General features: G+C 56.4%; 26 protein-coding genes and 3 tRNA genes. 14 read left to right on the forward strand and 15 right to left on the reverse strand.

Going from position 1 to position 25,760, the window contains the following annotated elements; genetic code table 11:
* The first annotated feature begins 168 nt into the window (after positions 1-168).
* Complete coding sequence (gene lon / locus ACR0LL_RS03570; protein WP_480537778.1) at positions 169-2,577, forward strand: endopeptidase La; 2,409 nt, start codon at positions 169-171, stop codon at positions 2,575-2,577.
* A gap of 138 nt (positions 2,578-2,715) precedes the next feature.
* Here lon and ACR0LL_RS03575 read toward each other — a convergent pair.
* Positions 2,716-2,790: transfer RNA gene (locus ACR0LL_RS03575), tRNA-Val, on the reverse strand.
* Positions 2,791-2,971: 181 nt separating this feature from the next.
* On the opposite strand from ACR0LL_RS03575, the gene ACR0LL_RS03580 reads away from it, so the two are divergent.
* The 3 genes from ACR0LL_RS03580 to uvrA all read left to right on the forward strand — a co-directional run bounded on the left by ACR0LL_RS03580 (position 2,972) and on the right by uvrA (position 6,205).
* Positions 2,972-3,048 (forward strand) — tRNA-Asp (locus ACR0LL_RS03580).
* Between the two features lie 45 nt (positions 3,049-3,093).
* A tRNA-Asp gene (locus tag ACR0LL_RS03585) sits at positions 3,094-3,170 on the forward strand.
* 176 nt (positions 3,171-3,346) lie between these two features.
* Positions 3,347-6,205, forward strand: a complete 2,859-nt coding sequence (uvrA, locus tag ACR0LL_RS03590; RefSeq protein ID WP_480584064.1) for an excinuclease ABC subunit UvrA — start codon at positions 3,347-3,349, stop codon at positions 6,203-6,205.
* A gap of 16 nt (positions 6,206-6,221) precedes the next feature.
* On the opposite strand, the gene ACR0LL_RS03595 is transcribed toward uvrA, so the two are convergent.
* The 5 genes from ACR0LL_RS03595 to ACR0LL_RS03615 all read right to left on the reverse strand — a co-directional run bounded on the left by ACR0LL_RS03595 (position 6,222) and on the right by ACR0LL_RS03615 (position 10,946).
* Positions 6,222-6,545, reverse strand: coding sequence for a hypothetical protein (locus ACR0LL_RS03595; protein ID WP_209504052.1), 324 nt, complete (start codon positions 6,543-6,545; stop codon positions 6,222-6,224).
* A 108-nt stretch (positions 6,546-6,653) separates the two neighbouring features.
* Positions 6,654-7,526, reverse strand: coding sequence for a 3-hydroxyisobutyrate dehydrogenase (mmsB, locus tag ACR0LL_RS03600; RefSeq protein ID WP_480584067.1), 873 nt, complete (start codon positions 7,524-7,526; stop codon positions 6,654-6,656).
* 3 nt (positions 7,527-7,529) lie between these two features.
* Complete coding sequence (locus tag ACR0LL_RS03605; protein WP_480584070.1) at positions 7,530-8,570, reverse strand: 3-hydroxyisobutyryl-CoA hydrolase; 1,041 nt, start codon at positions 8,568-8,570, stop codon at positions 7,530-7,532.
* Between the two features lie 7 nt (positions 8,571-8,577).
* A complete protein-coding gene (locus tag ACR0LL_RS03610; RefSeq protein ID WP_480584073.1) occupies positions 8,578-9,720 on the reverse strand; it encodes an acyl-CoA dehydrogenase family protein in 1,143 nt (380 codons plus the stop codon).
* A gap of 110 nt (positions 9,721-9,830) precedes the next feature.
* Positions 9,831-10,946: a carboxylate-amine ligase gene (locus ACR0LL_RS03615; RefSeq protein ID WP_480584076.1), complete on the reverse strand. Its 1,116-nt coding sequence runs from the start codon at positions 10,944-10,946 to the stop codon at positions 9,831-9,833.
* Between the two features lie 137 nt (positions 10,947-11,083).
* Here ACR0LL_RS03615 and ACR0LL_RS03620 point away from each other — a divergent pair, with 137 nt between their 5' ends.
* Both ACR0LL_RS03620 and ACR0LL_RS03625 read left to right on the forward strand, forming a co-directional pair.
* Positions 11,084-11,935, forward strand: coding sequence for a class I SAM-dependent methyltransferase (locus ACR0LL_RS03620; RefSeq protein WP_480584079.1), 852 nt, complete (start codon positions 11,084-11,086; stop codon positions 11,933-11,935).
* A gap of 71 nt (positions 11,936-12,006) precedes the next feature.
* Positions 12,007-12,483: a fasciclin domain-containing protein gene (locus ACR0LL_RS03625; RefSeq protein ID WP_480485754.1), complete on the forward strand. Its 477-nt coding sequence runs from the start codon at positions 12,007-12,009 to the stop codon at positions 12,481-12,483.
* Positions 12,484-12,551: 68 nt separating this feature from the next.
* On the opposite strand, the gene ACR0LL_RS03630 is transcribed toward ACR0LL_RS03625, so the two are convergent.
* Both ACR0LL_RS03630 and ACR0LL_RS03635 read right to left on the reverse strand, forming a co-directional pair.
* Positions 12,552-13,097 carry a L,D-transpeptidase gene (locus ACR0LL_RS03630; protein WP_480585253.1) on the reverse strand — a complete coding sequence of 182 codons (546 nt, stop codon included), beginning with the start codon at positions 13,095-13,097 and terminating at the stop codon, positions 12,552-12,554.
* Positions 13,098-13,336: 239 nt separating this feature from the next.
* Positions 13,337-14,836, reverse strand: coding sequence for a CoA-acylating methylmalonate-semialdehyde dehydrogenase (locus ACR0LL_RS03635; RefSeq protein WP_209596112.1), 1,500 nt, complete (start codon positions 14,834-14,836; stop codon positions 13,337-13,339).
* Positions 14,837-14,961: 125 nt separating this feature from the next.
* On the opposite strand from ACR0LL_RS03635, the gene ACR0LL_RS03640 reads away from it, so the two are divergent.
* The 3 genes from ACR0LL_RS03640 to coaD all read left to right on the forward strand — a co-directional run bounded on the left by ACR0LL_RS03640 (position 14,962) and on the right by coaD (position 16,918).
* Positions 14,962-15,843, forward strand: a complete 882-nt coding sequence (locus ACR0LL_RS03640; protein ID WP_480585256.1) for a LysR family transcriptional regulator — start codon at positions 14,962-14,964, stop codon at positions 15,841-15,843.
* Between the two features lie 60 nt (positions 15,844-15,903).
* Positions 15,904-16,341, forward strand: a complete 438-nt coding sequence (locus ACR0LL_RS03645; protein ID WP_267363439.1) for a CBS domain-containing protein — start codon at positions 15,904-15,906, stop codon at positions 16,339-16,341.
* 85 nt (positions 16,342-16,426) lie between these two features.
* Positions 16,427-16,918 (forward strand): pantetheine-phosphate adenylyltransferase, encoded by a 492-nt coding sequence (gene coaD / locus ACR0LL_RS03650; RefSeq protein WP_209596116.1) that lies wholly within the window; start codon positions 16,427-16,429, stop codon positions 16,916-16,918.
* On the opposite strand, the gene gap (ACR0LL_RS03655) is transcribed toward coaD, so the two are convergent.
* From gap (ACR0LL_RS03655) to gap (ACR0LL_RS03665), 3 genes are all read right to left on the reverse strand, one after another.
* Positions 16,910-17,914 carry a type I glyceraldehyde-3-phosphate dehydrogenase gene (gap, locus tag ACR0LL_RS03655; protein ID WP_480584082.1) on the reverse strand — a complete coding sequence of 335 codons (1,005 nt, stop codon included), beginning with the start codon at positions 17,912-17,914 and terminating at the stop codon, positions 16,910-16,912. The genes coaD and gap (ACR0LL_RS03655) overlap by 9 nt on opposite strands.
* Before the next feature lie 82 nt (positions 17,915-17,996).
* On the reverse strand, positions 17,997-18,140 hold the full coding sequence (locus ACR0LL_RS03660; RefSeq protein ID WP_209596120.1) for a hypothetical protein: 144 nt from the start codon (positions 18,138-18,140) through the stop codon (positions 17,997-17,999).
* Positions 18,141-18,211: 71 nt separating this feature from the next.
* Positions 18,212-19,213, reverse strand: coding sequence for a type I glyceraldehyde-3-phosphate dehydrogenase (gene gap / locus ACR0LL_RS03665; protein ID WP_480584085.1), 1,002 nt, complete (start codon positions 19,211-19,213; stop codon positions 18,212-18,214).
* Positions 19,214-19,394: 181 nt separating this feature from the next.
* Here gap (ACR0LL_RS03665) and ACR0LL_RS03670 point away from each other — a divergent pair, with 181 nt between their 5' ends.
* A complete protein-coding gene (locus ACR0LL_RS03670) occupies positions 19,395-20,354 on the forward strand; it encodes a DUF808 domain-containing protein (protein ID WP_480584088.1) in 960 nt (319 codons plus the stop codon).
* Complete coding sequence (locus tag ACR0LL_RS03675) at positions 20,341-20,763, forward strand: hypothetical protein (protein WP_480584091.1); 423 nt, start codon at positions 20,341-20,343, stop codon at positions 20,761-20,763. Before ACR0LL_RS03670 ends, ACR0LL_RS03675 begins: the two co-directional genes overlap by 14 nt.
* 45 nt (positions 20,764-20,808) lie before the next feature.
* Here ACR0LL_RS03675 and tkt read toward each other — a convergent pair whose 3' ends face one another.
* A complete protein-coding gene (gene tkt, locus ACR0LL_RS03680) occupies positions 20,809-22,833 on the reverse strand; it encodes a transketolase (RefSeq protein WP_480584094.1) in 2,025 nt (674 codons plus the stop codon).
* A 236-nt stretch (positions 22,834-23,069) separates the two neighbouring features.
* Between tkt and ACR0LL_RS03685 the strand changes: the two genes are divergently transcribed.
* From ACR0LL_RS03685 to ACR0LL_RS03695, 3 genes are read left to right on the forward strand one after another with little or no spacing between them, the layout of a single operon-like run.
* On the forward strand, positions 23,070-23,813 hold the full coding sequence (locus ACR0LL_RS03685; protein ID WP_480481109.1) for a hypothetical protein: 744 nt from the start codon (positions 23,070-23,072) through the stop codon (positions 23,811-23,813).
* Positions 23,813-24,208, forward strand: coding sequence for a cell division protein ZapA (locus ACR0LL_RS03690; protein ID WP_480481107.1), 396 nt, complete (start codon positions 23,813-23,815; stop codon positions 24,206-24,208). The genes ACR0LL_RS03685 and ACR0LL_RS03690 overlap by 1 nt, the downstream gene beginning before the upstream one ends.
* Complete coding sequence (locus ACR0LL_RS03695) at positions 24,205-24,552, forward strand: MliC family protein (protein ID WP_480481105.1); 348 nt, start codon at positions 24,205-24,207, stop codon at positions 24,550-24,552. The genes ACR0LL_RS03690 and ACR0LL_RS03695 overlap by 4 nt, the downstream gene beginning before the upstream one ends.
* 6 nt (positions 24,553-24,558) lie before the next feature.
* Here the strand turns inward: ACR0LL_RS03695 and grxD are convergent, their stop codons facing one another.
* From grxD to ACR0LL_RS03710, 3 genes are all read right to left on the reverse strand, one after another.
* Complete coding sequence (grxD, locus tag ACR0LL_RS03700) at positions 24,559-24,921, reverse strand: Grx4 family monothiol glutaredoxin (protein WP_209596128.1); 363 nt, start codon at positions 24,919-24,921, stop codon at positions 24,559-24,561.
* Complete coding sequence (locus ACR0LL_RS03705) at positions 24,908-25,198, reverse strand: hypothetical protein (protein ID WP_480584097.1); 291 nt, start codon at positions 25,196-25,198, stop codon at positions 24,908-24,910. Before ACR0LL_RS03705 ends, grxD begins: the two co-directional genes overlap by 14 nt.
* 235 nt (positions 25,199-25,433) lie before the next feature.
* The gene (locus ACR0LL_RS03710; protein ID WP_267363417.1) at positions 25,434-25,670 is read right to left on the reverse strand and encodes a BolA/IbaG family iron-sulfur metabolism protein; all 237 of its coding nucleotides are present in this window, start codon (positions 25,668-25,670) and stop codon (positions 25,434-25,436) included.
* Positions 25,671-25,760 lie beyond the last annotated feature (90 nt).

Raw genomic sequence — 25,760 nt, forward strand, 5'->3', positions numbered from 1 at the left:
CGGCACGCCTTGCAGTCCGCCAAACCTCGGTTCATTCTGATTGGTGATACATGGCGATAAGGTTGAAAATGGGCGATGAGGCCCCACCTTTATCGTCCAAGACAGGAGACGGTCAAATGTTGCCTCGATGAGGGACAAGTGCCGTCTTGCCAATGATAAGGATAGAGCATGCAAGAGCCTCTGAATTCCTCCTACCCCGTCCTGCCGCTGCGCGATATTGTGGTGTTCCCACATATGATCGTGCCGCTTTTCGTAGGCCGTGACAAATCGGTCCGCGCGCTGGAAGAGGTGATGCAGGATGACAAGCAAATTCTGTTGTCCAGCCAGATCGATCCCGGCGTTGACGATCCGGATGAAGAAGGCATCTACCGCACCGGCGTTCTGGCAAATGTGCTGCAACTGCTGAAGCTGCCCGATGGCACGGTAAAAGTGCTGGTCGAAGGGCAGGCGCGCGTTCAGATCACCGAGTTTCTGGAGAACGAAGAGTTCTTCGAAGCCCGCGCGGAATACCTGACCGAAATTCCCGGCGACGTCACCACGACCGAAGCACTGTTGCGCACTGTCGCGGACGAGTTCGAGCGTTACGCCAAAGTGCGCAAGAACATCCCCGAAGAGGCACTGACCGCAGTGGGCGATACAACCGAGCCTGCGAAGCTGGCCGACCTTGTGTCGGGGCATCTGGGCATCGAAGTCGAACAAAAGCAGGAGCTTCTGGAAACTCTCAGCGTCAGCGAGCGGCTTGAGAAGGTCTATGGCCTGATGCAGGGCGAGATGTCTGTTCTGCAGGTCGAGAAGAAGATCAAGACCCGCGTCAAATCCCAGATGGAGAAGACGCAGCGTGAATATTATCTGAATGAGCAGATGAAGGCCATTCAGAAGGAACTTGGCGATGGTGAGGACGGCAGCAACGAAGTTGCTGAACTGGAAGCCAAAATCGCCGAGACCAAGCTGTCGAAAGAAGCGCGGGAAAAGGCCGAGGGTGAGCTTAAGAAGCTCAAGAACATGTCGCCCATGTCGGCCGAAGCCACAGTTGTGCGCAACTATCTGGATTGGATTCTTGCTCTGCCTTGGGGCACCAAATCCCGTGTCAAAAAGGATTTGGGCCGCGCGCAGGAGATTCTGGACGCCGACCATTATGGGCTTGAGAAGGTCAAGGAACGGATCGTTGAATACCTTGCTGTTCAACAACGTTCGAAAAAGCTGAAAGGGCCGATTCTGTGCCTTGTCGGCCCTCCGGGCGTTGGTAAAACATCGCTGGGTAAGTCGGTTGCGAAGGCAACCGGGCGCGAGTTCATTCGCATCTCACTGGGTGGCGTACGCGACGAATCCGAGATCCGGGGCCATCGTCGGACTTATATTGGCTCGATGCCCGGCAAGATCATCCAGGCGTTGAAGAAGGCGAAAACCACGAACCCGCTGATTTTGTTGGATGAAATCGACAAGATGGGGCAAGATTTCCGGGGTGACCCGGCATCAGCGATGCTTGAGGTGCTGGACCCCGAACAGAACAACACGTTCATGGACCATTATCTTGAGGTTGAATATGACCTGTCCAACGTGATGTTCCTGACCACGTCGAACAGCTACAACATGCCCGGGCCTCTGCTTGACCGGATGGAGATCATCCCGTTGGCCGGTTACACCGAGGACGAAAAGCGTGAGATCGCCAAGCAGCACCTGATCAGCAAACAGGTCAAGAACCATGGTTTGAAAGCCAAGGAGTTCGAGCTGACCGACGAAGCGCTGCAGAAGATCATCCGCACCTATACCCGTGAGGCGGGCGTACGGAACCTTGAACGTGAAATCGCCAAGGTTGCGCGCAAATCGCTGACCAAGATCATTAAGAAGGACGCGGAAACCGTTAAGGTCACACCCGAAAACCTGCAAGATTTCCTGGGTGTGCCGAAATTCCGTTATGGCCTGGCCGAGCAGGACGATCAGGTTGGTGTTGTCACCGGTCTTGCCTGGACGTCAGTGGGTGGCGACCTGTTGCATATCGAAGCGTTGAAACTGCCCGGCAAAGGGCGGATGAAGACGACCGGTAAGCTGGGCGATGTGATGAAGGAATCCATCGACGCCGCTTCGTCCTATGTGCGTTCGATTTCACCTCAGATCGGGGTAAAGCCGCCGCAGTTTGACAAGATCGACATTCACGTTCACGTGCCGGATGGCGCGACACCCAAGGATGGCCCATCGGCTGGTCTGGCCATGGTCACGTCGATTGTATCGGTTTTGACCGGTATTCCCGTTCGGAAAGACATTGCTATGACCGGCGAAGTCTCACTGCGCGGGAATGCGATGCCGATTGGTGGGTTGAAAGAAAAACTGCTGGCCGCGCTGCGTGGTGGGATAAAGACCGTTTTGATCCCGGAAGAGAATGAAAAGGATCTGGCGGATATCCCGGACAACGTCAAAGAAGGGCTGAAGATCATCCCGGTCAAACATGTCTCGGAAGTTCTGGAACATGCTTTGGTGCGTAAACCGGAACCGATCGAATGGGACGAAGCCGCGGAAGAGGCCGCAGCAGCGGCGGCCGCGTCGCCCGGTAATACCGGACCTTCCGCGACCGCGCATTAAGTCTTTGGTAAATCAAAAAAAGGCGAAGCAATAGCTTCGCCTTTTTTGTTGAGGGATGTAGTGAAGACCGCGCCATGCAGCGCCAAGACGCTGCATGAAACCAGCGTTTCATTTTGGGCATCGGTGTGATCTGGAAAATGGTGGGTGATAACGGATTTGAACCGCTGACATCTTCGATGTGAACGAAGCGCTCTACCACTGAGCTAATCACCCATGGGACGGGGTGATATCTTTCCCGAAGGTTGGCTGCAAGGGAAATAGAACCCGCGGCATCCGCAAAAAATCGCGCCGTATACAAAAATCTGGAATCTGGCAAAAAACTTGAAAACGCCGCTTGACGCTGCCCGAGCGTAGCCATAATACACCCAAACGTTCAGCAATGAACATGCAGCGGGCGGTTGTAGCTCAGTTGGTTAGAGTACCGGCCTGTCACGCCGGGGGTCGCGGGTTCGAGCCCCGTCAACCGCGCCATCGCTGCCATCCTTGGTCCAGGCAAAAGGCCACGAAAATAGATGCGCGGTTGTAGCTCAGTTGGTTAGAGTACCGGCCTGTCACGCCGGGGGTCGCGGGTTCGAGCCCCGTCAACCGCGCCATTTTCCTCCTTAATCAGATCAACGGTTGCGCCTTTACGGGCACCTTTTCCAATCCATTGATCATTGCAGGTTCTAATCGGCGAAATTTCGACTGTTCACTAAATGTTCTAACTTTTCTGTTGGAGTCTTGGTCTGGCTCGCCTATCTCTTAACCACTTGTTTGTTGGGGGCCGCATATGGCTGAGCTGAAGAATATCGAGGTGCGCGGCGCGCGCGAACATAACCTCAAAGGTATAGACGTTGATATCCCTCGGGATCAGTTGGTGGTCATCACCGGACTGTCGGGTTCGGGGAAGTCTTCATTGGCATTTGACACCATCTATGCAGAAGGCCAGCGCCGGTATGTCGAAAGCCTTTCGGCCTATGCCCGGCAGTTCCTGGATATGATGGAAAAGCCGGATGTCGACCATATCAGCGGCCTGTCTCCGGCAATTTCGATTGAACAAAAGACGACGTCCAAGAACCCGCGTTCAACTGTGGGCACGGTAACCGAAATCTATGACTATCTGCGTCTGCTGTTTGCCCGCGCCGGAACGCCCTACAGCCCAGCCACCGGGCAACCGATTGAGGCGCAGCAAGTGCAGGACATGGTCGACCGGATCATGGCAATGGAAGACGGCACGCGCGGCTATCTTCTGGCCCCCATCGTGCGCGACCGGAAGGGTGAGTACAAAAAAGAATTCCTGGAGCTGCGCAAACAGGGTTTCCAACGCGTCAAGGTGGACGGAGAGTTCTACGAACTGGATCAACCGCCTGTATTGGATAAGAAATTCCGTCACGATATCGATGTGGTTGTTGATAGACTGGTTGTACGGGAAGGAATGGAAACGCGCCTGGCCGACAGCCTGCGCACCGCTCTGGACTTGGCGGACGGGATTGCCATTTTGGAAACTGCCCCGCGTGAAGGTGATCCGGAACGCATCACATTCAGCGAGAATTTTGCCTGCCCGGTCAGCGGTTTCACCATTCCCGAAATCGAACCACGCCTGTTTTCGTTCAACGCGCCATTCGGTGCCTGCCCGGATTGTGACGGTCTTGGGGTCGAGTTGTTTTTCGATGAACGCTTGGTGGTGCCGGACCAGACGCTGAAACTCTACGATGGTGCTTTGGCCCCGTGGCGCAAGGGCAAATCACCATATTTCCTGCAAACCATCGAGTCCATCGCGCGCCATTACGAGTTTGACAAGAACACGCCCTGGAAAGACCTGCCGAAAAATGTGCAGGAGGTCTTTCTGCGTGGGTCCGGGGATGATGAAATTCAGTTCCGGTACGACGAAGGCGGGCGCGTCTATCAAGTGACCCGCAGTTTTGAAGGCGTGATCCCGAATATGGAACGGCGGTACCGCGAAACTGACAGCGCGTGGATTCGTGAGGAATTTGAACGATATCAAAACAATCGCCCCTGCGGCGCCTGCGAAGGCTACAGGCTGCGGGCCGAAGCGCTGGCGGTTAAGATCGCCGGGCTGCACGTGGGGCAGGTGGTTCAGATGTCGATCCGTGAGGCTTTGGCGTGGATCGAAGATGCGCCCAACCACCTGAGCGCCCAGAAAAACGAAATTGCCCGCGCCATCCTCAAGGAAATTCGCGAGCGACTTGGTTTCCTGAATAACGTTGGTTTGGAATACCTTACGCTGTCCCGTTCAAGCGGAACACTGTCGGGTGGCGAAAGCCAGCGTATTCGTCTGGCCAGTCAGATCGGCTCGGGGCTGACCGGGGTCCTCTATGTGCTGGATGAGCCTTCGATCGGACTGCATCAGCGTGACAATGACAGGCTTCTGGGTACGCTCAAGAACCTGAGGGATCAGGGCAATACGGTGATCGTTGTAGAACATGACGAGGAAGCCATCCGCGAAGCTGACTATGTTTTCGACATCGGTCCGGGGGCAGGCGTACATGGCGGGCAGGTGGTCAGTCACGGAACGCCTGCGGAAGTCGCGGCAGATGCGGCCTCTATTACTGGGCAGTACCTTGCGGGAACGCGTGAAATCGCGGTTCCGGTGCAGCGCCGTAAAGGCAAAAAGCAGAAAGTCACGGTGGTCAAAGCCACGGGCAACAACTTGAAGAATGTCACAGCCGAATTCCCCTTGGGCAAATTCGTTTGCGTCACAGGTGTGTCGGGCGGGGGTAAATCCACCCTCACGATTGAGACATTGTTCAAAACCGCGTCAATGCGGCTGAACGGGGCACGTCAGACACCAGCACCCTGTGAAACCATCAAGGGGCTGGAACACCTCGATAAGGTCATCGACATCGACCAGCGCCCCATTGGGCGAACGCCGCGTTCAAACCCGGCGACTTACACCGGGGCCTTCACCCCGATCCGAGATTGGTTTGCCGGCCTGCCCGAGGCTAAGGCACGCGGGTACAAACCCGGTCGCTTCAGCTTTAACGTCAAAGGCGGGCGGTGTGAGGCATGTCAGGGTGATGGTGTCATCAAGATCGAGATGCACTTTCTGCCTGACGTCTACGTGACTTGCGAAACCTGCAAGGGGGCGCGGTACAACCGCGAGACGCTTGAGATCAAGTTCAAGGGCAAATCCATCGCGGATGTGCTTGATATGACAGTGGAAGATGCGCAGGAGTTCTTCAAGGCCGTGCCCTCAATCCGGGACAAGATGGACGCCCTTGCGCGTGTGGGTCTTGGCTATATCAAGGTGGGTCAACAAGCCACGACGTTGTCAGGTGGCGAGGCGCAGCGGGTAAAGCTGTCCAAAGAGCTGTCGAAGCGTTCAACCGGACGTACGCTCTATATTCTCGACGAACCGACAACAGGTCTGCATTTCGAAGATGTGCGCAAGCTGTTGGAAGTGCTGCACGAACTTGTCGATCAAGGCAATACGGTCGTGGTGATTGAGCATAATCTGGACGTGGTTAAAACAGCGGATCATATCATCGACATTGGACCCGAAGGTGGTGATGGCGGTGGCGAAATCGTCGCCACTGGAACACCGGAAGACATAGCCGATGTTGAACGCAGCCACACCGGGCGATACCTGAAGCCGATGCTGAAAGGGACGCGCGTCGCGGCAGAATAAGTGCCCAGACGCGGCCTCAGTTCAGGATATCTGCGATCGCACCAATCAGGTTCAATACTTTGCGTGTCTCGGGGTCGACCCGGTACACGTAGTCACCTGCACGGACATATGAGTAGTTTCGGTTCAACCCATAGCGATAGGGGTCATTGATCCAGCGGTAGTCGTTGGTAATGAAGTCACCATCGCGATAGATTTTCTTTGCCTGACCCGGGGGCACACAGGGAACGGATTTCTTGGCCAGACCAGGAGGGCAATGCCCGGCCTTATTTTTTGCAACCGCGGCAACCGGGGAAAGGGCCAAAGCCGCCAGAGTTGCCGTCGTCACCAAAAATCTCGTCATGTCGCCTTCCTTTGCGATTTGGCCAGCCGGGGCCTTTTGTTCATGACTGCCTAGATGGTCGCTTGCCCAACATCTGTCAAATCGTTGGGCAAGATGCCGCCAGTTGTCTTAGTCACGCCCGCGCTTTTCGAACCGTGGCAGCATGGCACTGAAATCGCGTCCCTTGCCATCTTCGTTCTCGACAAATTGCTCATAAAGCGCGGTGGCCACCTGACCCATCGGTGTATCTGCATCTGCACTCTCTGCCGCCTGCTGGCTGAGGCGCAAGTCCTTCAGCATCAGTTCGGCCGCGAATCCGGGGGCGTACCCATTGTCCGCAGGGCTTTGCGGGCCGACACCGGGGGCAGGGCAATAGGCGTTCATCGTCCAGCTGTATCCGGACGACGTACTTACCACGTCAAACATCTTTTGCCGGTCCAGACCCAGCTTGTCGGCCAATGCGAAGGCTTCACAGGTTGCAATCATGGTGACACCAAGGATCATGTTATTGCAGATCTTGGCAGCCTGACCGGAACCGGCCTCACCACAGTGAACAGCTTTCTGCCCCATGATGTCGAACAGAGGGGATGCCTTGGCAAACGCGGCTTCTGATCCGCCAGCCATAAAGGTCAGCGTGCCAGCCGCAGCACCACCGATGCCGCCTGAAACCGGCGCGTCTACGGACAACAGTCCGGCGTTGATGGCCTTATCGGCAACTGCACGAGCGCTTTCCACATCAACTGTCGAGCAATCGATCAGCACAGCACCTAGTGTCATTGCGGGAATGATCTGATCGGCAACGGCCCTCAGAATCGCACCGTTTGGCAGCATCGTGATGACAGCATCGGCCGTTGCAACAGCTTCCGAAGCGGTTGCGGCCTGAGTTACCCCTTCAACCGTCACGCCTGCTGTGTCAAAGCCAATAACCTGATGACCGGCTTTTGCAAGATTGGCCGCCATTGGCGCGCCCATGTTTCCCAGTCCGATGAAACCGATTTGCATCTCTTAATCCTCTTCGAAAGTCAGGGCGTCCGCACCCAGTGGCTGCAGCATTTTCGACACGGCCACCAGAGGGACGTTCATGTCAGGAAACTGCCAGTTCGGATTGCGATCCTTGTCGATGATCTGCGCGCGGATGCCTTCCAGAAAATCGCCATGCTCCATCGCGCGGTGGGTGAAACGATACTCCATCTCCAGAGCTCGGCGTATGGTCAGAGAAGGGGAGCGCAGGCGATGAAGAATCTCGATTGTGCAAGCCACGGAAAGCGGCGCGTTTTTCCTCAGCATGCCCAGAGTTTTCGCCGAAAACTCACTGTCGTCGCTGCGCAGACTGTTCAGAACGTCGCCAAGGGTTTCACCGGAAAAATGCTGATCGATTTGGGCCTGCAAGTTCACCAATTCACCATCAGTCGGTGTATCGGCGTGGTCAGCCAACAGCTCAGCGTTTCCAGAGGCTTCGAGCAACTCGATCAGATCGGACCATTGTGATTGCGGGATGAAAAGGTCGGCAAACCCGGCATAGATCGCATCCGCAGGCCCCATCCGATAGCCCGTTGTTCCCAGAAACTCACCCGTGCGTCCAGGTGCAAGGGCCAGCATCAACGAGCCGCCGACATCCGGCACCAGTCCGATGGAGCATTCTGGCATGGCAATCTTTGCGCTTTCTCCCACAACGCGATGGCTGCCATGGCATCCGATGCCAACACCGCCGCCCATCGCGAACCCCTGAAGAAAGCTGATGACCGGTTTTGGATATTCGAAGATCAGAGCATTCAGACAGTATTCGTCACGCCAGAATATCTGACCGTAAGAAAAATCACCCTTGGTGCCGGTTTCATAAAGTTCAGCAATATCACCGCCCGCGCAGAAGGCCTTTTCCCCTTCGGCGTCCAGGATGATCAGGTCAATCTGATCGTCCTCGCGCCAGTTGCGCAGCGCTGTGTCGATAGCCATGCACATGTCATAGGTCATCGCGTTCAGCGCATGAGGACGGGTCAGGGTGATACGCCCGGCACGGCCTGTGGTGCGGATATCGATATCTGACATGGGTGCCTCAGCGATTGGCAAGCAATTGGCGTGATACAATCACACGCATGATCTCGTTCGTGCCTTCCAATATCTGGTGCACACGAAGATCACGCACAAGCTTTTCGATGCCGTAATCCGCAAGATAGCCATAACCGCCATGCAATTGCAGGCACTGGTCCACAACTTTCGATCCAGTCTCGGTAACGAACTTCTTGGCCATGGCGCAGAACTTCGTGGCATCCGGCGCGCCCTGATCCAGCTTCCAGGCTGCCTGCCGAAGGAACGTACGCGCGGCCTGCAATTCGATCTCCATATCCGCCAGACGGAATTGAAGGGCCTGAAACTGGTCGATGGACTGGCCAAAAGCCTTTCGTTCGGACATGTATTGCAGCGTCATATCCAGCCCGGCCTGAGCGGCGCCAAGCGAGCAGGCCGAGATGTTAAGCCGCCCGCCATCCAACCCCATCATCGCGTATTTGAATCCGTCACCTTCCGCGCCCACAAGGTTTCCGGCCGGTATCTTGCAATCGTCGAACTGAACTTGCGCGGTGGGTTGGCTTTTCCAGCCCATCTTCTGCTCGAGCGCGCCAAAGCTGAGGCCGGGCGTGCCGTCTTCAACGTAAACGGTCGAAATCCCTTTGGGCCCGTCCTGGCCAGTACGCACCATACAGACGTAAGCGTCGGAATATCCGCCGCCTGAAATGAAGGCCTTTGTTCCGTTCAGCGTATAGCCTTCGTTGGTCCGTTCGGCGCGTGTTTTCAGCGCTGCCGCATCCGATCCAGAACCGGGCTCGGTCAAGCAATAACTCAACACAGTTTTCAAGCTTAGAACATCGGGCATGATGCGCGCCTTGAGGCCATCGTCGGCAAAGTTGTCGAGCATCTTGGCGCACATATTATGGATCGACAGGAACGCCGCGACCGACGGGCAGGCCATCGATAGGGCCTCAAAAACCAGAGTTGCATCCAGACGGGTCAGGTTTGACCCACCGCTGGCCTCGGACACGTAAAGGGCACCGAAGCCAAGCTCTCCGATTTGGGGCCATAAGGTTTTGGGGATCGTTCCATCAGCCTCCCATTGCCGGGCAAAAGGGGCGATATGTTCCTGCCCAAAGGCATGTGCCATGTCGAAAATGGCTGTTTGTTCCTCGCTGAGTGCGAAATCCATGGCGCTCCCTCCCATCGGCAATGAATTGAACGGTTGTTTATTTCTGAATTCTTACAGAAATTTTGCAGGCTCAACAATGGCTCTGGGCAGGGGACTGTTGTCGCCAGTGTCTAAAGATCCGCGTGGAACTCTTCGATCAGGTGGCGCACGACGGCCTTGCCGGGATCTTCCCCGCGCGCGGAAGCCTCGGCATGAACGCGGCGCTGGCGTGTGGCCGAGGTGCCGTATTCGGCGATCTGCCGCAGGCGGGCCAGTTCCGACATTGTGCCCAGTGCCTCGGCATCTTCGGCCAGCAATCCCATCAGATCACCGATCAGGTCGGACATGGGTTTGATCGAGCGATCGCCGAAATCGATCAATCCTTCGCCCACACCATATCGCTGCGCGCGCCAGCGGTTTTCACCTATCAGAAAGCGATCGTATTGCCGCCAGCGCAAGTTGCGATCTTTCAAGCGGCACAACATTCTGGTTAACGCCTGAACAAGGGCGGCCAGTGAAAGCGTGTGTTCCAACCTTGGTTGGACATCCATAATCCGCGTTTCAAGCGTTGGAAAGCGATGCGAGGGGCGCAGGTCCCACCAGATCTTAGTGGTATCTTCGATGACCCCAAGTTCAATCAAAATACCCGTGGTGCGTTCATATTCGCCCCAGCTTGCAAAGACCGGTGGCAGACCGGTACGTGGCAGATTGTCAAAGACGGTCAGACGGTACGACGACAGGCCCGTATCTTCGCCGTTCCAGAAAGGCGAGGACGTTGACAACGCCAGAAGATGCGGCAGGAAGTAAGACAATTGTGGCATCAGATCAGAACGCAAGGCTTGGTCTTCGACCCCGACATGAACATGCATGCCGCAGATCAACATCCGGCGGGCCACGCCCCCAAGCGCGTGTTGCAGCGCATCATAGCGTTCCTTTCGGGTGTGATGCTGATCCTTCCAGTTCGCAAAAGGGTGGCACGACACGGCTATTGGTGACAGGTTATAATCGGCAGCCCGTTCCGATACACAGGAGCGCAGGCGTTTCAGGTCCTCGCGCGCCGAAGCAACGGTCGCATGCGGGCGGGTGCCGACTTCTATCTGACATTGCAGGAATTCGGGGCTGACCTGTCCTTCGAAATCATTCTGACAGGCTTCCATCAGCGCTTCGGGAGCTTCGGACAATTGGAGGCTGTCGCGATCTACAAGAAGGTATTCTTCTTCGATCCCGATCGTGAATTCCTGCTGCATGGCGGCCCTCGCGGTAGTTATTTTGATCAGTGAATACGGAAATTTTCTTTTTGCCAAGGGTTTGCCCGGCTTGTCCTTGCAGAGGAACGACTAGCAAAGGTATGGAATAACGCAGCAAAGACCACGGAGCCAGCGACTTGAAACCCAGAAAATTCCCGCAGATCAACGCCGCCCTGGATGAGCTGGGTGTGAAACTGGTCGACAAGGTCACTGAACAGGATGAGCGCACACGCCTGGAAGCTTTTGAGGCTGCCGGAGGTCTGACGCGCCCCGTCTATGCTTTGTCGCCGGGAATGGATGGGTTTGATATTTCGCAACTGGTCAGTGAATACGCCGCGCATAAGCATGCGCTGGACGCGCTGAAGGATCCTGAGCGCAATCAGACCGGCTATCGTGCTGGAAACGGCTATTACGACAGCCCCGACGCGGATGCCTTGTATCTGATGATCCGACGCTTTCAACCCCGGCGGGTGATTGAGGTTGGATGCGGAAATTCGACCAGAGTAACCCGGCAGGCAGTCATTGATGGCGGGTTTGACACCACAATTACGGCAATTGATCCGTATCCCCGCGCTGACATCGCCCAAGTTGTTGATCGGTTCGAACAAAAACGGCTGGAGGACGCCGACCCGGCGCTGTTTTCAGAGCTGGAAGCCGGCGACATTCTGTTCATCGACTCCAGCCATGTTGTTCGGATGAGCAACGACGTCGCGCACTTGTTCTGCCGCATCATTCCGACACTGAAGCCCGGAGTGGTGATCCATGTGCACGATGTTTTTCTGCCCTACGAATACCCCAAGCGGTTCTTTTATGACTGTCCGGGTTGGGGCGAGCAGTACATGTTGCACGCTTTGCTGCAATCTGGCGCATATTCAATGCTTTGGCCGGGATATTACCTGCAACAGGATCGACCCGATGCCGTCGCCAATTTCCCCTTTTTGGCTGAAGGGCGCGCTCAAAGCATCTGGGTACAGCTAAAAGAAAAATGAATTCAGACTGATCCGGCGTGACGATAGCCCCGTACCCCTTTCCATAACAAGCTGGAGAGGAGAAGACAGCCATGTTTCGTCGTACTTTTATGGGTGCCGCCGCCGCATTTGCATTTGCCATGCCGGTCAAGGCGCAGGCTGCGGATATCGTTGATACCGCTGTAGCGGCCGGATCGTTCAACACGTTGGTTGCCGCAGTTCAAGCTGCAGGTTTGGTAGATACCCTGAAAGGAAAAGGTCCATTCACCGTCTTTGCCCCAACAGACGAAGCGTTTGCCGCTTTACCCGAAGGCACGGTGGAAACGTTGTTGTTGCCGGAGAACAAAGATCAACTCGTGTCAATCCTTACGTACCATGTTGTACCAGCCAAGGTGATGTCCGGCGACATAGCTGGCAAGCGCGCGAAGGTTCTGACTGTACAGGGTGATCGGCTGAGCGTGAATGCCAAAAACGGCGTCAAAGTGAATGACGCCAAGGTCATACAGGCAGATATCGAAGCCAGCAATGGCGTGATCCACGTGGTTGACGCTGTTATCCTGCCGGAATGATGCTCTGCTCCTCAAGAAATCAAAGCCCCGGCGTATGACCGGGGCTTTTGCTTTTCTAAGCTGGTAAATTAGACCAAACGAACCTGTGTGCCGACCTTAACCAGTGGATACAATTCTTCAACGTGTTGGTTGTACAGGCCAATGCATCCTGACGAGCTCTGACGACCGATCTTGCGCGTGTCGTGCGTGCCGTGGACGAGATAAGCAGGCCAGTCCAGATACATGGCGCGGGTTCCCAGCGGGTTGCCTGGATCGCCACCTTCCATCCGCACCGGCAGAGTAGGGTCACGCTCGCGCATCGAGGCGGTCGGCGTCCAGCTTGGAAATTCGGTCTTGCGCACAACTTTTGTGTAGCCGCGTTTTGTAAGTTCTTCGCTCATGGGCACAGAGCTGGGGTACAGCTTATAGGTGCCATCCGGCGCCCAATAGTGAACCGCGCGGCTGGTAATGTCGGCCAACAGGCAACCAACGCCCAGCTCATCAAAATGGTCTTGCCAGTTTTGTTGCGCGAAGGACGATACATTGCGCCGTACCGGTAACTGTGTGCTGATCGCGTCTTCTGTCTCCGGAAACGCGTCCGTGCTTTGGGCCCGAACAAGGGCGGGGGTCGCCATCAGGGATGCAACGCCCAGCAGGGCGGAACGACGGGTTATTCGGGATTGGGACAAGGGTGCCTCCGGTAAATTCACTGCTCGTTGTGTATTTGGCGGCAAGATATTTCCATTGGTCGCAATTTTCCAGAGTGACGCACCTGAATTTCTTGTGAACGTGGGGAATTTGAACGCTGCTCGGCGGAAAAATGCAGAAACCCGGACCTGAATAGGGCCGGGTTCCATAGTTTTTCAGGCTGAAATCAGTCCATGGCTTTGAAGTTGAACTCGCCACCTTCCTTGATGCCCGACGGCCAGCGTGCGGTTACTGTTTTGGTGCGGGTGTAGAACTTGAAGCTGTCCGGGCCATGCTGGTTCAGATCGCCAAACATGGATTTTTTCCAACCTCCGAAGGTGTGATAAGCCAGCGGAACGGGGATCGGAACGTTGATACCCACCATGCCGATATTGATCCGGCTGGCAAAATCGCGCGCTGTGTCACCGTCGCGGGTAAAGATCGCTGTGCCGTTGCCGTATTCGTGGTCCATCGCCAGGCCGATCGCCTCTTCGTAGGAACCTGCACGGACAGTCGACAGAACCGGGCCAAAGATCTCCTGTTTGTAGATGTCCATGTCCGGAGTGACGTGGTCAAACAGGTGCGGGCCGACGAAGAAACCGTCTTCATAACCTTGCAGGCTGAAGTCGCGGTTATCGACGACCAGCTTAGCGCCTTGCTCGACACCCGAATTGATCAGACCAAGGATACGCTCTTTTGCGGCGGCGGTTACTACAGGGCCCATGTCGACATCGTCACCAGCGGTGTAGGGGCCCACTTTCAGCTTTTCGACGCGCGGGATCAGCTTTTCGATCAGCTTGTCCGCGGTTTCTTCACCAACCGGAACCGCAACAGAGATTGCCATGCAGCGTTCGCCTGCTGCGCCAAACCCGGCACCGACCAGCGCGTCGGCGGCCTGATCCAGATCGGCGTCGGGCATGACGATCATGTGGTTCTTGGCACCACCAAAACACTGGGCGCGTTTGCCGTTTGCGGTAGCACGGCTGTAGATATACTGAGCGATCGGGGTAGACCCCACAAAGCTGACGCCCTGAATGATCTCGCTGTCGAGGATCGTATCAACGGCCTCTTTGTCACCATTCACGACCTGGAACACACCCTTGGGCAGACCGGCTTCGACAAACAGTTCGGCCAGCATCAGCGGAACCGAGGGGTCACGCTCGGACGGTTTCAGAACAACGGCGTTACCGCAGGCCAGTGCAGGACCGACATGCCACAGGGGCATCATCGCAGGGAAGTTAAAGGGCATGATCGAACCCACGACACCCAGCGGCTGGCGCATGGAATACATGTCGATGCCGGGGCCTGCGCTGTCGGTGAACTCGCCCTTCAGCATCTGCGGTGCACCGATGCAGTATTCGATCACCTCCAGACCACGCTGCAAGTCGCCCTTGGCGTCGGGAATGGTCTTGCCGTGCTCGCGGCTTAGTGCCTCGGCCAGTTTGTCCATGTCGCGGTTCATCAGGCCGACCATTGCCATCATGACACGTGCACGTTTCTGAGGGTTGGTTGCGCCCCATTCCGGCTGGGCAGCGGCTGCGGCCTCAATCGCCGCCGTGGTTTCCGCAGCACTTGCCATCGGGCACTTGTATTGAACCTCGCCCGTAGCCGGGTTGTAGACGTTGTCGAAACGACCGGATGTACCGGCGACCATTTCGCCGTTCAGGAAATGGGTCAGATCTTGCATCAATAACTCCTCCGATAGATTTGTGCGCACAATAGGCTTGCAGAAATCCCGCGAACAGAGGCAATGTCTCAAAAGAGTTTTGCAAAAATGCAAAAGGAAACGGTGTGACTCCAAACTGGGACGATATGCGGATCTTTCTGGCCGTGGCGCGCGAGGAAAGTCTTTCCTCCGCTGGTCGTATCCTGAAAATCGATCCCGCCACCGTGGGGCGACGTGTTGCGCGATTGGAAACGACGCTGGATTCTGCGTTGTTCACCAAGTCGCAGCAGGGATATGTCCTGACACCGGCAGGGCAGCGCCTGTTGGAGCATGGGTTGCATGCAGAAGAGGCGATGCGCGCAGCGGCCGGAGCCGTGGCGGGATCCACGAAATCACTCAGCGGGCAAATCCGGATCGGCGCGCCAGATGGCAGCGCAAATTACCTGTTGCCCCAGGTCTGCGCCAGGATCAGTGATTCAAACCCGGAACTGGATATTCAGATTCTGGCTCTGCCGAGGGTGATCAACCTGTCCCGTCGCGAGGCCGATATGGCCGTTACTGTCAGCGCGCCAACCGCAGGGCAGCTTTTGGTCAAGAAAATCAGTGATTACAAACTGCACATGGTCGCGACCGATGAATATCTGAAACGTCACGAACCAATCCACTCGGTCGCTGACCTCAAGGGGCACCGGTTGATCGGTTACATTCCCGACATGATCTTTGACCGCGAACTGGATTACCTGAACGATATTGGGGTTGACCGTGTCGCGCTTGCATCGAACTCGGTCTCGGTGCAATTGCGGCAGGTCAGTTTGGGAACTGGCGTTTGCGTGGCACATGACTTTACGTTGCCGTTCCATCCGGGACTTCGGAAAATCCTGACGGATCAAGTGAGTCTGACGCGCAGTTTCTATCTGGTTCGGCATGAAGGAGATCAGCGCAACGAACGGTTGAACCGCTTTGCCGATGCCCTGACGCGCGGCATTCGCGAGGAAGTGCTTCGATTGGAAGCAGATGCCGGTGCTTGACAGGTCGCCACAATCGCGCAACGCTTTGGAATAAGTGTTATTATTCCGGAGGAATTCTTCATGTTGGTACAGGCTATCCTGACGTCCAAAGCGACAGACGGCGTTGTAACGGTGGCGCCAATGGCGACAGTTTCAGAAGCCTCGAAGATTCTTGCGGAAAAGCGGATCGGGACGGTTGTTGTTTCTGACGATGGCGGAGAAACCGCGATTGGAATTCTGTCTGAACGCGACATCGTTCGCGAGCTTGCCGCCAGCGGTAGTGGCTGTCTCGACCAACCTGTAAAATCTTACATGACGCAGGACCTGATCACGACGACGCGCCAGGCCTCTGTTCAGGATATCATGGCCCGCATGACAGAAGGGCGCTTTCGCCATATGCCGGTTGTCGAAGACGGTAAACTGATCGGCATCGTCACACTTGGTGACGTGGTAAAGGCCCAACTGGCCGAACTGGCGATGGAAAAGGACGCCTTGGAAGGCATGATAATGGGGCACTAACAGCAAGGGGTGCCAAAGCAATCACTTGCACCTGCAGCAAAGTTGTGTTTGCTTGCGCAGAAATTTTATTGCGCAGGAGGGCGTGATGCGGGTTGGTTTGTATCCGGGAACCTTTGACCCTATCACCATAGGGCACATCGATATCATTCGCCGGGCGGCTGCATTGGTGGATAAACTGGTCATTGGCGTCGCTATCAACCGGGACAAAGGCCCCTTGTTCTCGCTGGAAGAGCGCGTCGCGATGATCGAGGCCGAATGCGCCGAACTGACTGAACAAACCGGCACTGAAATTATCGCTCATCCCTTCGAAAATCTATTGATCGATTGCGCAAGGGATGTCGGTGCGCAGATCATCGTCCGCGGTTTGCGCGCTGTCGCGGATTTCGAGTATGAGTTCCAGATGGTTGGTATGAACCGCGCACTGGACGACTCGATCGAGACTGTCTTTTTGATGGCCGAGGCACGCCATCAGGCGATTGCTTCAAAACTGGTGAAAGAAATTGCCCGCTTGAACGGAGACGTGTCGAAATTCGTCACGCCCCGTGTCAATGCCGCACTGCGTGAGCGGTTAGGCTAGGGCGCCCATCGCGGCGGCCGTATCCAGCATCCGGTTCGAAAAGCCCCATTCGTTGTCATACCAGGCCAGCACGCGAACCAGCGTACCGTCGGTGACTTTGGTTTCTGCCAGTGACACCGTCGAGCTGTGCGAGTCGTGGTTGAAATCGACCGAGACCAGAGGACGGCTTTCCGCGGCCAGAACACCGGGGATCTTTGCCGCGGCATCAATGAACAGTTGATTGACCTCATCTTCGGTCGTTGGGCGCGAAACCTCGGCAACCAGATCAACGACCGAAACGTTCGGGGTTGGTACCCGGATGGCCTGACCCGTCAGTTTGCCCTTGAGTTGCGGCAGTACCAGCCCCACAGCGGCGGCTGCACCGGTTGTGGTGGGGATCATCGACAGTCCAGCGGCGCGCGACAGGTAGGGGTCTTTTCCAACTGTGTCATGCACAGGCTGGCTGGCGGTGTAAGCGTGAACGGTGGTCATGTTGCCATGTTTGATACCAAGACCTGCGTCCAGAGCTGCGGCAACCGGAGAAAGGCAATTCGTGGTGCAGGATGCGTTCGAAACGACCAGATCTTCGGCCGTCAACTCGCTATCGTTGACACCAAAGACGATGGTTTTCACACCGCCGTCACCCCGTGCAGGGGCTGAGATCAGGACTTTCCGGGACCCGTTCTTGAAGTGACGTTCAGCTGCTTCGCGCGTGCGGAAAACCCCGGTGCATTCCAGAACAACGTCGATGTCAGACCAGGGCAAGTCTTCGGGATTACGCTCACTGCTCAGGCGGATCGGGCCGCGCCCCACATCCAGACCGGCGTCTGTAAGCGTGACAGGGTTGGGATAACGGCCATGAACGCTGTCAAACTCGAACAGATGCGCGTTCATGTCGGGCTTGCCCAAGTCGTTGATCGCGACGATCTCAACGTCTGCACGCCCGCTTTCCATCACCGCGCGCAGAACCCCGCGCCCGATCCGTCCAAATCCGTTGATCGCTAGTTTCAGGGTCATGGTTCGCTCCGTACAAATATCTCAGCCATATGAGTTAGCGCTAACAATTACAGATCAAGCGAAATGTCAAGAAAAACCTCTGTCATCGCCAAAAAGCGAGCCAGTCCAGAAAGTCGTATAGCTTCTTACCGAGGAACAACATGTGCTCGGTTCCATACAAGGCTACGTCCAGCATCATGCCCCCAAGCAGAAGGACGCCAAGCCAGATGGCAATTTGATTGTTCATGTCGGTTCCGAACGAAAATGCCCGCCCAGATAACCTGAGCGGGCATCAACGTACAAGCGAAGTCCGAAGGGTCAGTTAAGGCGTCCCATGGCGACGGCTACGTCTGCCATGCGAACCGAGAAACCCCACTCGTTGTCATACCAGGCCAGCACGCGCACCATGCGATCATCGACGACACGGGTCTGATCGGGTGCGAAGATCGAGCTTTCTTCGGTGTGGTTGAAATCGGTTGATACCAGCGGTGCGGGCTCATATCCCAGAACGCGCTGCATCGGGCCCTTGGCTGCTTCTTCGACGATTGCGTTGATCTCGGCCACCGAGGTGTCACGCGACGCACGGAAGGTCAGGTCAACCGCAGAAACGTTCGGGGTAGGGACCCGGATGGCAGAACCGTCCAGACGGCCTTTCAGGTTTGGAAGAACTTCACCCAAAGCTTTGGCAGCACCGGTTGAGGTCGGAATCATCGACATTGCGGCAGCGCGGGCGCGATAGAGGTCGCTGTGGCGACGGTCCAGCGTGGGCTGGTCGCCGGTATAGGCGTGAATGGTGGTCATGATACCGTGTTCAATGCCGACGCCCTCGTCCAGCACCTTGGCCAGCGGGGCCAGGCAGTTCGTGGTGCAGGAGCCGTTCGACACCATGTTGTCGTTCGCGGTCAGGGTGTTGTGGTTTACACCAAAAACGATGGTTTTGTTCACGTTCTTGCCGGGGGCGGACAGCAGCACCTTACCTGCACCGTGATCCAGATGTGTTTTGGCCTTGTTGCCGTCATTGAATTTACCGGTGCACTCCAGAACGACGTCACAGCCTTCCCAGTCCAGTTCATTCATATCGTAGGTCGAAAACATCTGCATCGGGCCACGGCCCAGATCCATTGTGTTGCCTTCGATCGAAACTTCGCGCGGGAACCGACCGTGAACGCTGTCATATTTCAGCAGATGCGCAGAGGTTTCCAATGGGCCGGTTGCGTTGACTTTGATCACTTCGATGTCGTTACGCCCCGACGCGGCGATGTGCGACAGGGTGCAGCGGCCAATACGGCCAAAACCATTGATACCGACCTTGATGGTCATGTGACGTCTCCTGATGCGCTTGCGTTGAGGGCCATATAGCGGCGAAATGGGAATCTCAAAAGGGCAAAAACGGCATATTTTTAAGGTGTTAGCGCAAACCTGCGACGGTTGCGCTAACGCTTGCGCTAGCCGTTGGATCAGGTAGGGTCCAGATGCGGCAGTGATTGGGAAAGGAAACGCAATGAGTGGTCTTTTGGCCTTGTTGGACGATGTGGCCGGGATCGCCAAGGTTGCGGCGACATCGGTGGACGATGTCGTGGCCGCGGCGGGCAAGGCAGGGGCCAAGACGGCCGGTGTGATCATTGACGATGCTGCAGTGACACCGAAATACGTTCAAGGCTTTGCCCCGGCGCGCGAATTGCCGATCATCTGGCGTATCGCGCGCGGTTCGGTTTTCAACAAAATCATACTCCTGTTGCCTGTAGCCTTGTTGCTGGCCAATTTCGCCCCGTGGCTGATCACCCCACTGTTGATGCTGGGTGGATCATATTTGTGTTTTGAAGGCGCCGAAAAGATTTTTCACGTTCTGTTTCCTCATGGAAGTCACGTCATAGAGGAAGACATGAAAAACCGGGATCCGGGCCATCTGGAAGAGCAGAAGGTCAAGGGCGCGATCAAAACTGATTTTATCCTCTCAGCCGAGATCATGACCATTGCACTGGCGGCGATTGAAGCGCCAAACCTTTGGATGCAAGCCGCAACTTTGGCCGTTGTGGGGATTGGCGTGACGGTGGCGGTTTATGGCTCGGTGGCTCTGATCGTGAAGATGGATGATGTTGGGCTTTATCTGGCGCAGAACGCGCCGACACCTATAGGTCGCGGTCTGGGCCGAGGGTTGGTCAAGGCAATGCCCGGGGTGATGAAAACACTGTCCATAGTAGGAACTGCGGCGATGCTGTGGGTGGGGGGCTCGATCGTCATCCACGGGATGGAGGTGTTGGGCTTTGGATGGTTGGGCCATCATATCCATGATTGGGCCTATGCCATTGGGCATACTGTGTCTGATCAATGGGTTGGCGCGGTTGAGTGGGTATCCAAGGCCACGATGGATGGCGTATTTGGTTTGGCTTGGGGATTGGTTTTGATCCCTGTTGCAACCCGGATCATAGCACCACTGTTAAGTAAGAATGCGAAACACTGAATTGACCCGTTACCGTCTGGGCACGACCATCGATGGCCCGCTTATTCGAAAAGTGGGCACCCGCGGATCAAACGGCAGATCCTCAATTATTTCTGCTTTGAGTGTTGCTGCCGACGAGGTCCCATTCGATGAATCCGAGCTGTACAGTTTCTTGCATTTTCGTGTTGATACCGCTTTCAGGGCGCAGAAGCGTAGCCGTTGGTTCGGGGGACGCTTTTACAACGATTTAGTGGGTCAATCGGCCAATTATGTTCCGCTGTCTGGAACACATCTTCGCCAGGCGTTGTCTTGCCTCGGCCTGCAAACACCTGAGAAAGTGGTGGTGCAAGGACGGTATGAGTTGCGATTGGATTACGCTCTGAAAGCCTATGAAGAACTTGCACTTCGGGTTAAGGCTGAACCCAAATGAAAAGGGCGGCCAAGGCCGCCCTTTGCTCGATCAGATGGGACTGATTTACAGCCCCAACAATTCCTTGACCTTGGCCACGGTTGCTTCGGCGGTTATGCCGAAATGCTTGTACAACTCACCGGCAGGGGCCGAGGCACCAAAGCTGGACATGCCGATGAACCCGGCTTTGGCTTCGCGGCCACGTTCACCCAGCAACCAACGATCCCAGCCGCCAGCACGAACCGCGGCTTCGATACCAACGCGGACCGGACCTGCCGGAAGGACGCGCTTGCGGTAGGCTTCGTCCTGCTCTGCGAACAGCTCCATGCAGGGCATCGAGACGACGCGGGTGCCGATACCTTCGGCCTCGAGCGTCGCTTTGGCTTCCATGGCCAGCGACACTTCGGAACCTGTTGCAATCAGTATCGCCTGACGATTACCTTCTGCTTCGGCCAGAACGTAAGCACCTTGTGCGGTCAGGTTCTTGGTCTTGTGCTCGGTACGAACCGTTGGAACACCCTGACGGGTCAGCGACAGGACCGAGGGGCTTTCCTTGAAGGTCAGCGCCAGTTCCCATGCCTCGGCGGTTTCAATGGTGTCAGCGGGGCGGAACACAAAAGTGTTCGGTGTCGCGCGCGAAATCGCCAGATGTTCAACCGGCTGGTGGGTCGGGCCATCTTCGCCCAGACCGATCGAGTCATGGGTCATCACAAAGACGCTGGGGATCTTCATCAGCGCGGCCAGACGCATGGACGGGCGGGCATAATCTGTGAAGGCCATAAATGTACCGCCATAGGGGCGGATACCACCATGCAGCGCCATACCGTTCATCGCGGCCGCCATGCCGTGTTCACGGATACCGTAATGGATGTAGCGACCCTTGCGGTTATCCGGAAGGAATACACCCATATCGGCCGATTTGGTGTTGTTCGATCCGGTCAGGTCCGCCGAACCACCAACGGTTTCGGTCATGATCGGGTTCACAACGTTCAGGACCTTCTCCGACGACGAACGGGTGGCCAGTTTCGGCTGGTCTTCGGACATCTGCTTTTTGAAGGCACGAATGGCGCCAGCCAGTCGCTTGGGGGCCTCGAACGCATAGGCGCGGGTGAACTCAGCCTGCTTACGCTCGGACAGTTGTGCGAAACGCGCTTCCCATTCCGCACGCTCGGCAGCGCCACGCGCACCGATGGCTTCCCATGCGGATTTGACATTGGCAGGCACGTCAAATGCATCATGCGCCCAGCCATAGGCCTTCTTGGCAGCCTTCAGCTGATCCGGATCGGTCAGCGCACCGTGCCCCTTTGACGTGTCCTGAGCCGCGTGGCCCAAAGCGATGTGGGTTTCGCACGCGATCATGGTTGGCTTGTTCGACTTCTTCGCCTGAACGATGGCCGCGTCGATGGCCTTGGGGTCATGACCGTCGATTTCGATCACATGCCAGCCCGAGGCCGCAAAGCGACGAACCTGATCGGTGCGGTCGGCGATGTCGACGGTGCCGTCGATGGTGATGTTGTTGTTATCCCAGAAGACGATCAGCTTGCTCAGCTCGTGACGGCCGGCCAGCGTGATTGCCTCCTGGCTTACGCCTTCCATAAGGCAACCGTCGCCCGCGATGACATAGGTATAGTGGTCAACAACCTTCTTGCCATAATGTGCACGCTGGATTTCTTCGGCCATCGCAAAGCCCACGGCGTTCGAGATACCCTGACCCAGCGGGCCGGTCGTGGTCTCAACGCCAGCGACTAGAAAGTTCTCGGGGTGGCCTGCGGTTTTTGCGCCCAACTGGCGGAAATTCTTGATCTCCTCCAGCGTCACATCTGCATATCCCGTAAGGTACAGCAGCGAATAGACCAGCATCGAACCATGGCCGGCGGACAGGATGAAGCGGTCGCGATCCGGCCAGTTCGGGGCCGAGGCGTCAAACTTCAGATGCTTTTCGAACAGGACGGTGGCGACATCAGCCATGCCCATGGGCATACCGGAATGTCCGGAGTTTGCAGCGGCGACGGCATCAAGGGTCAATGTGCGGATGGCCGCAGCTTTGTCCCAGTGTTCGGGGTTGGCATTGCGCAGCGCAGTCAGGTCCACGGGCGTTGTTCCTTTGGATAAAAAGCAGATTGCGGGCTCAATACCACTCAGCACTCAAAGTGCAAGCAGAACCGGGGTTTATCCGCTTGGATTGCTTGAAGTGCGCGGCCCAAGTGGTTGAAAGCAAACAGTGGGTATTTTCTGTCGCATTCCGTTAGACTGGCGGCAGGCGGGATTCGATTTTGATTCGGATCGCTTCGCAACAGAATGAACCTTGATAAAGAGGTGACAGGGGCATGAGCCAACTTGAGGAATTACAGCACCGCATTATTGCGGCGATGGACCGTATCGGAGCGGGCGTCGACGCATTGGGCGGTGCGACCGTAGATGCCCGGCCAGATGACGGCCTCCAGGCAGCGCTTGAAGATGAAAAAGTTGCGAACGCGCAGCTTCAGGAACGCCTGAGAACCCTGAAGGAACAGCACGAACAGGAAGTGGACGGGTTGCGTGCCGATCTTGAGGAGTTGCGAACCGCTCCGGCTGATACAGCCGAAACAGACGCTCTGCGATCCGAGCTGGAAGAAGCCCGTGCGAAAATCGCATCGGTCGAAGCCGCGCGCGCTGAATTGGCCGAAGCCAAGGCCGCATTGGACAATAGCACCGAGCTGGAGGCGCTGAAGGCGGAAAACAGCCGTCTAAAGGAAGAACTGTCAGACACTGTCCGCGTCGACGACCTGAGCGCCGAGCTTGAGATGCTGCGCGCTGAACGGACCAGCCACGGCGCTGCAATGTCGCGGCTGGACGACGATCTGCAACGGATGCGCAAGGCAAACGAGCAGTTGCGCACTGCGATAGACGAATTGCGCGCCGCCGCCGCCGAAGGTGTCGCAGATGCCGAGCTGCTGAACCGGGCCACCGTTGCGGAACTGGAAGCAACGCGCGCGGCGCAGGCGTCAGACGCTGCCGAAGCGCAGGCTGTTCTTGCAAGGTTGGAACCTCTGCTGTCGCAGGCGAAACTTGTTGAAGGTGAGGTAGAGTAATGCCCGAAGTGACCATTCATATCGGCGGGCGCGGTTTTGACGTATCCTGCCGGGACGGGGAAGAGCCCTTTCTGCACGCTGCTGCCAAAGTGTTGGACGACGAGGCGCAGGTGCTGTCCGATCAGATCGGTCGTATGCCGGAATCCCGCATGTTGCTGATGGCCGGATTGATGCTGGCCGACAAGACTGCGGCGACAGAGGACAAGGTCAAATCGCTCGAAGGGAAACTGGCCGCAGCCGAAGCCGAGCTTCAGGCGCTGCGAAGCGCCCCGGCGCCCGAACCTGAGCGCATCGAAGTTGCCGTGGTTCCGCCATCCGTTACGGATACGCTGGCCGAACTGGCTGCACGGGCCGAAGCGCTGGCCGCAGTAGTTGAGGAGAAAAAGGCACGATGAGGTTCCTGCGCAAATTCATCTGTGCGGCGGCGCTGGTTACGCCCGCGACAACGGCACTGGCCGAAATCGATATTCTGTCTGTCACTTTCACCTGTGAAAACGGAATACCGCTGCCTGTTACCTATTTCAACGCGCCGGATAGTACAGGGGCAGCGGCAACCTTGGTAGACAATTCTCTGGTTGTGATGCGTCAAGTCCAAAGCGGGTCTGGTATCCGCTACGAATCCATTGGTGATGGTGGAACCTACATCCTGCGCTCGAAAGGGTGGGACGCGTCCGTAAGCTATTTGGCGGCAGGCGCCGCCGTTGAGCAGGAGATCTACCGGGGTTGTTCCAGCCGTTAGGCTGGATTACGCGTTTGCTTCGCGAATTTTGTCGGCTGCTTCCTTGTTGTAGCCGACGTTGTTTTCATCGAACAACGCATCCAGTTCACCCGACAGCGTCATCTCGGTGATGATATCGCAGCCGCCAACAAACTCGCCTTTGACATAAAGCTGGGGCACGGTCGGCCAGTCGGAATAATCCTTGATCCCCTGACGCACTTCTTCGTCGGCCAGAACGTTCACATCCGTGTATTCAACGCCCATGTAGTTCAACACCCCGGCCACGCGCGAGGAGAACCCGCATTGCGGCATTTCCTTGGTGCCTTTCATATACAGCACCACATCGTTGGCTTTGACGGTTTCGTCGATCTGGGTCTTAACGTCGGTCATTTTGTATTTCCTTTTCATCCGCATCTGCGGGGATTGTTCCATCACTGGGCAAGCTGGGTGCCCATCCTTCCGTTTCAAGCCGCCGGTGTTCGGCCTGCGCCATTTTCACCGGATCAAGCCCGTATCTCTCAAGGCCGCCCACTTTGCTGAGTTCACCCGGATCTGGACGCATGTCGGCGAGGTTGCGTTTTCTGTTCCGCTTCACATAGGCTTCGATCAGCGCGGCGGCAACTATCAAAGCTGCGATTGCTGATATCCAATCCTGCCATGAACTCATTTTTTGGGAACCATCGCTTTGGCGTAGGCCTGTGGGTCTCTGGTGACCCGAGACACGGTTACATGACCACCGCCGCCTCCCAACACGGTTCCGTGGTCTATCAATTGGTCTCCGTGACCAGGTTTCACACCCCGAATTTTGTCGGAGCGCCTATTTTTCATTGCCGATCTGATAATAAAGGCGCTGCCGGCAAAGGCAATCAGTCCACAAATGCCGTATATCCAGACGGTTGCACTCACTCAGGTACTTTCGTCGTCAGCGCCAGCGCGTGCAGCTCACCATCTGGGCCATCCATCTTGCCTTTCAGCGCGGCATAAACCGCGCGTTGTTGCTGCACCCGGTTTTTGCCGCGAAAGCTCTCGTCCACCACCATGGCGGACATATGAACACCGTCGTTGCCGCCGACCTGAATATCCGCGTCAGGAAAAGCTTCTCGCAGCAGGTGTTCGATTTGATGGGCGCTCATCGGCATGTAGGTAACTCCTGAAGGTCTTTCCAAAGATGTAGAGCGCCTGAACCGGGCGCGCAAGTGCACTTGAATGCGCCAAAACGACGAAACCTG

The organism is Ruegeria sp. AI2, assembly GCF_056541275.1.

Bases quoted from the DNA above. Each gene is read 5' to 3' on its own strand.
- lon (WP_480537778.1), top strand. From the start codon at position 169: ATGCAAGAGCCTCTGAATTCCTCCTACCCCGTCCTGCCGCTGCGCGAT.
- uvrA (WP_480584064.1), top strand. From the start codon at position 3,347: ATGGCTGAGCTGAAGAATATCGAGGTGCGCGGCGCGCGCGAACATAAC.
- ACR0LL_RS03595 (WP_209504052.1), bottom strand. From the start codon at position 6,545: ATGACGAGATTTTTGGTGACGACGGCAACTCTGGCGGCTTTGGCCCTT.
- mmsB (WP_480584067.1), bottom strand. From the start codon at position 7,526: ATGCAAATCGGTTTCATCGGACTGGGAAACATGGGCGCGCCAATGGCG.
- ACR0LL_RS03605 (WP_480584070.1), bottom strand. From the start codon at position 8,570: ATGTCAGATATCGATATCCGCACCACAGGCCGTGCCGGGCGTATCACC.
- ACR0LL_RS03610 (WP_480584073.1), bottom strand. From the start codon at position 9,720: ATGGATTTCGCACTCAGCGAGGAACAAACAGCCATTTTCGACATGGCA.
- ACR0LL_RS03615 (WP_480584076.1), bottom strand. From the start codon at position 10,946: ATGCAGCAGGAATTCACGATCGGGATCGAAGAAGAATACCTTCTTGTA.
- ACR0LL_RS03625 (WP_480485754.1), top strand. From the start codon at position 12,007: ATGTTTCGTCGTACTTTTATGGGTGCCGCCGCCGCATTTGCATTTGCC.
- ACR0LL_RS03630 (WP_480585253.1), bottom strand. From the start codon at position 13,097: ATGGCGACCCCCGCCCTTGTTCGGGCCCAAAGCACGGACGCGTTTCCG.
- ACR0LL_RS03635 (WP_209596112.1), bottom strand. From the start codon at position 14,836: ATGCAAGATCTGACCCATTTCCTGAACGGCGAAATGGTCGCCGGTACA.
- ACR0LL_RS03640 (WP_480585256.1), top strand. From the start codon at position 14,962: ATGCGGATCTTTCTGGCCGTGGCGCGCGAGGAAAGTCTTTCCTCCGCT.
- ACR0LL_RS03645 (WP_267363439.1), top strand. From the start codon at position 15,904: ATGTTGGTACAGGCTATCCTGACGTCCAAAGCGACAGACGGCGTTGTA.
- coaD (WP_209596116.1), top strand. From the start codon at position 16,427: ATGCGGGTTGGTTTGTATCCGGGAACCTTTGACCCTATCACCATAGGG.
- gap (WP_480584082.1), bottom strand. From the start codon at position 17,914: ATGACCCTGAAACTAGCGATCAACGGATTTGGACGGATCGGGCGCGGG.
- ACR0LL_RS03660 (WP_209596120.1), bottom strand. From the start codon at position 18,140: ATGAACAATCAAATTGCCATCTGGCTTGGCGTCCTTCTGCTTGGGGGC.
- gap (WP_480584085.1), bottom strand. From the start codon at position 19,213: ATGACCATCAAGGTCGGTATCAATGGTTTTGGCCGTATTGGCCGCTGC.
- ACR0LL_RS03670 (WP_480584088.1), top strand. From the start codon at position 19,395: ATGAGTGGTCTTTTGGCCTTGTTGGACGATGTGGCCGGGATCGCCAAG.
- ACR0LL_RS03675 (WP_480584091.1), top strand. From the start codon at position 20,341: ATGCGAAACACTGAATTGACCCGTTACCGTCTGGGCACGACCATCGAT.
- ACR0LL_RS03685 (WP_480481109.1), top strand. From the start codon at position 23,070: ATGAGCCAACTTGAGGAATTACAGCACCGCATTATTGCGGCGATGGAC.
- ACR0LL_RS03690 (WP_480481107.1), top strand. From the start codon at position 23,813: ATGCCCGAAGTGACCATTCATATCGGCGGGCGCGGTTTTGACGTATCC.
- ACR0LL_RS03695 (WP_480481105.1), top strand. From the start codon at position 24,205: ATGAGGTTCCTGCGCAAATTCATCTGTGCGGCGGCGCTGGTTACGCCC.
- grxD (WP_209596128.1), bottom strand. From the start codon at position 24,921: ATGACCGACGTTAAGACCCAGATCGACGAAACCGTCAAAGCCAACGAT.
- ACR0LL_RS03705 (WP_480584097.1), bottom strand. From the start codon at position 25,198: ATGAGTTCATGGCAGGATTGGATATCAGCAATCGCAGCTTTGATAGTT.
- ACR0LL_RS03710 (WP_267363417.1), bottom strand. From the start codon at position 25,670: ATGCCGATGAGCGCCCATCAAATCGAACACCTGCTGCGAGAAGCTTTT.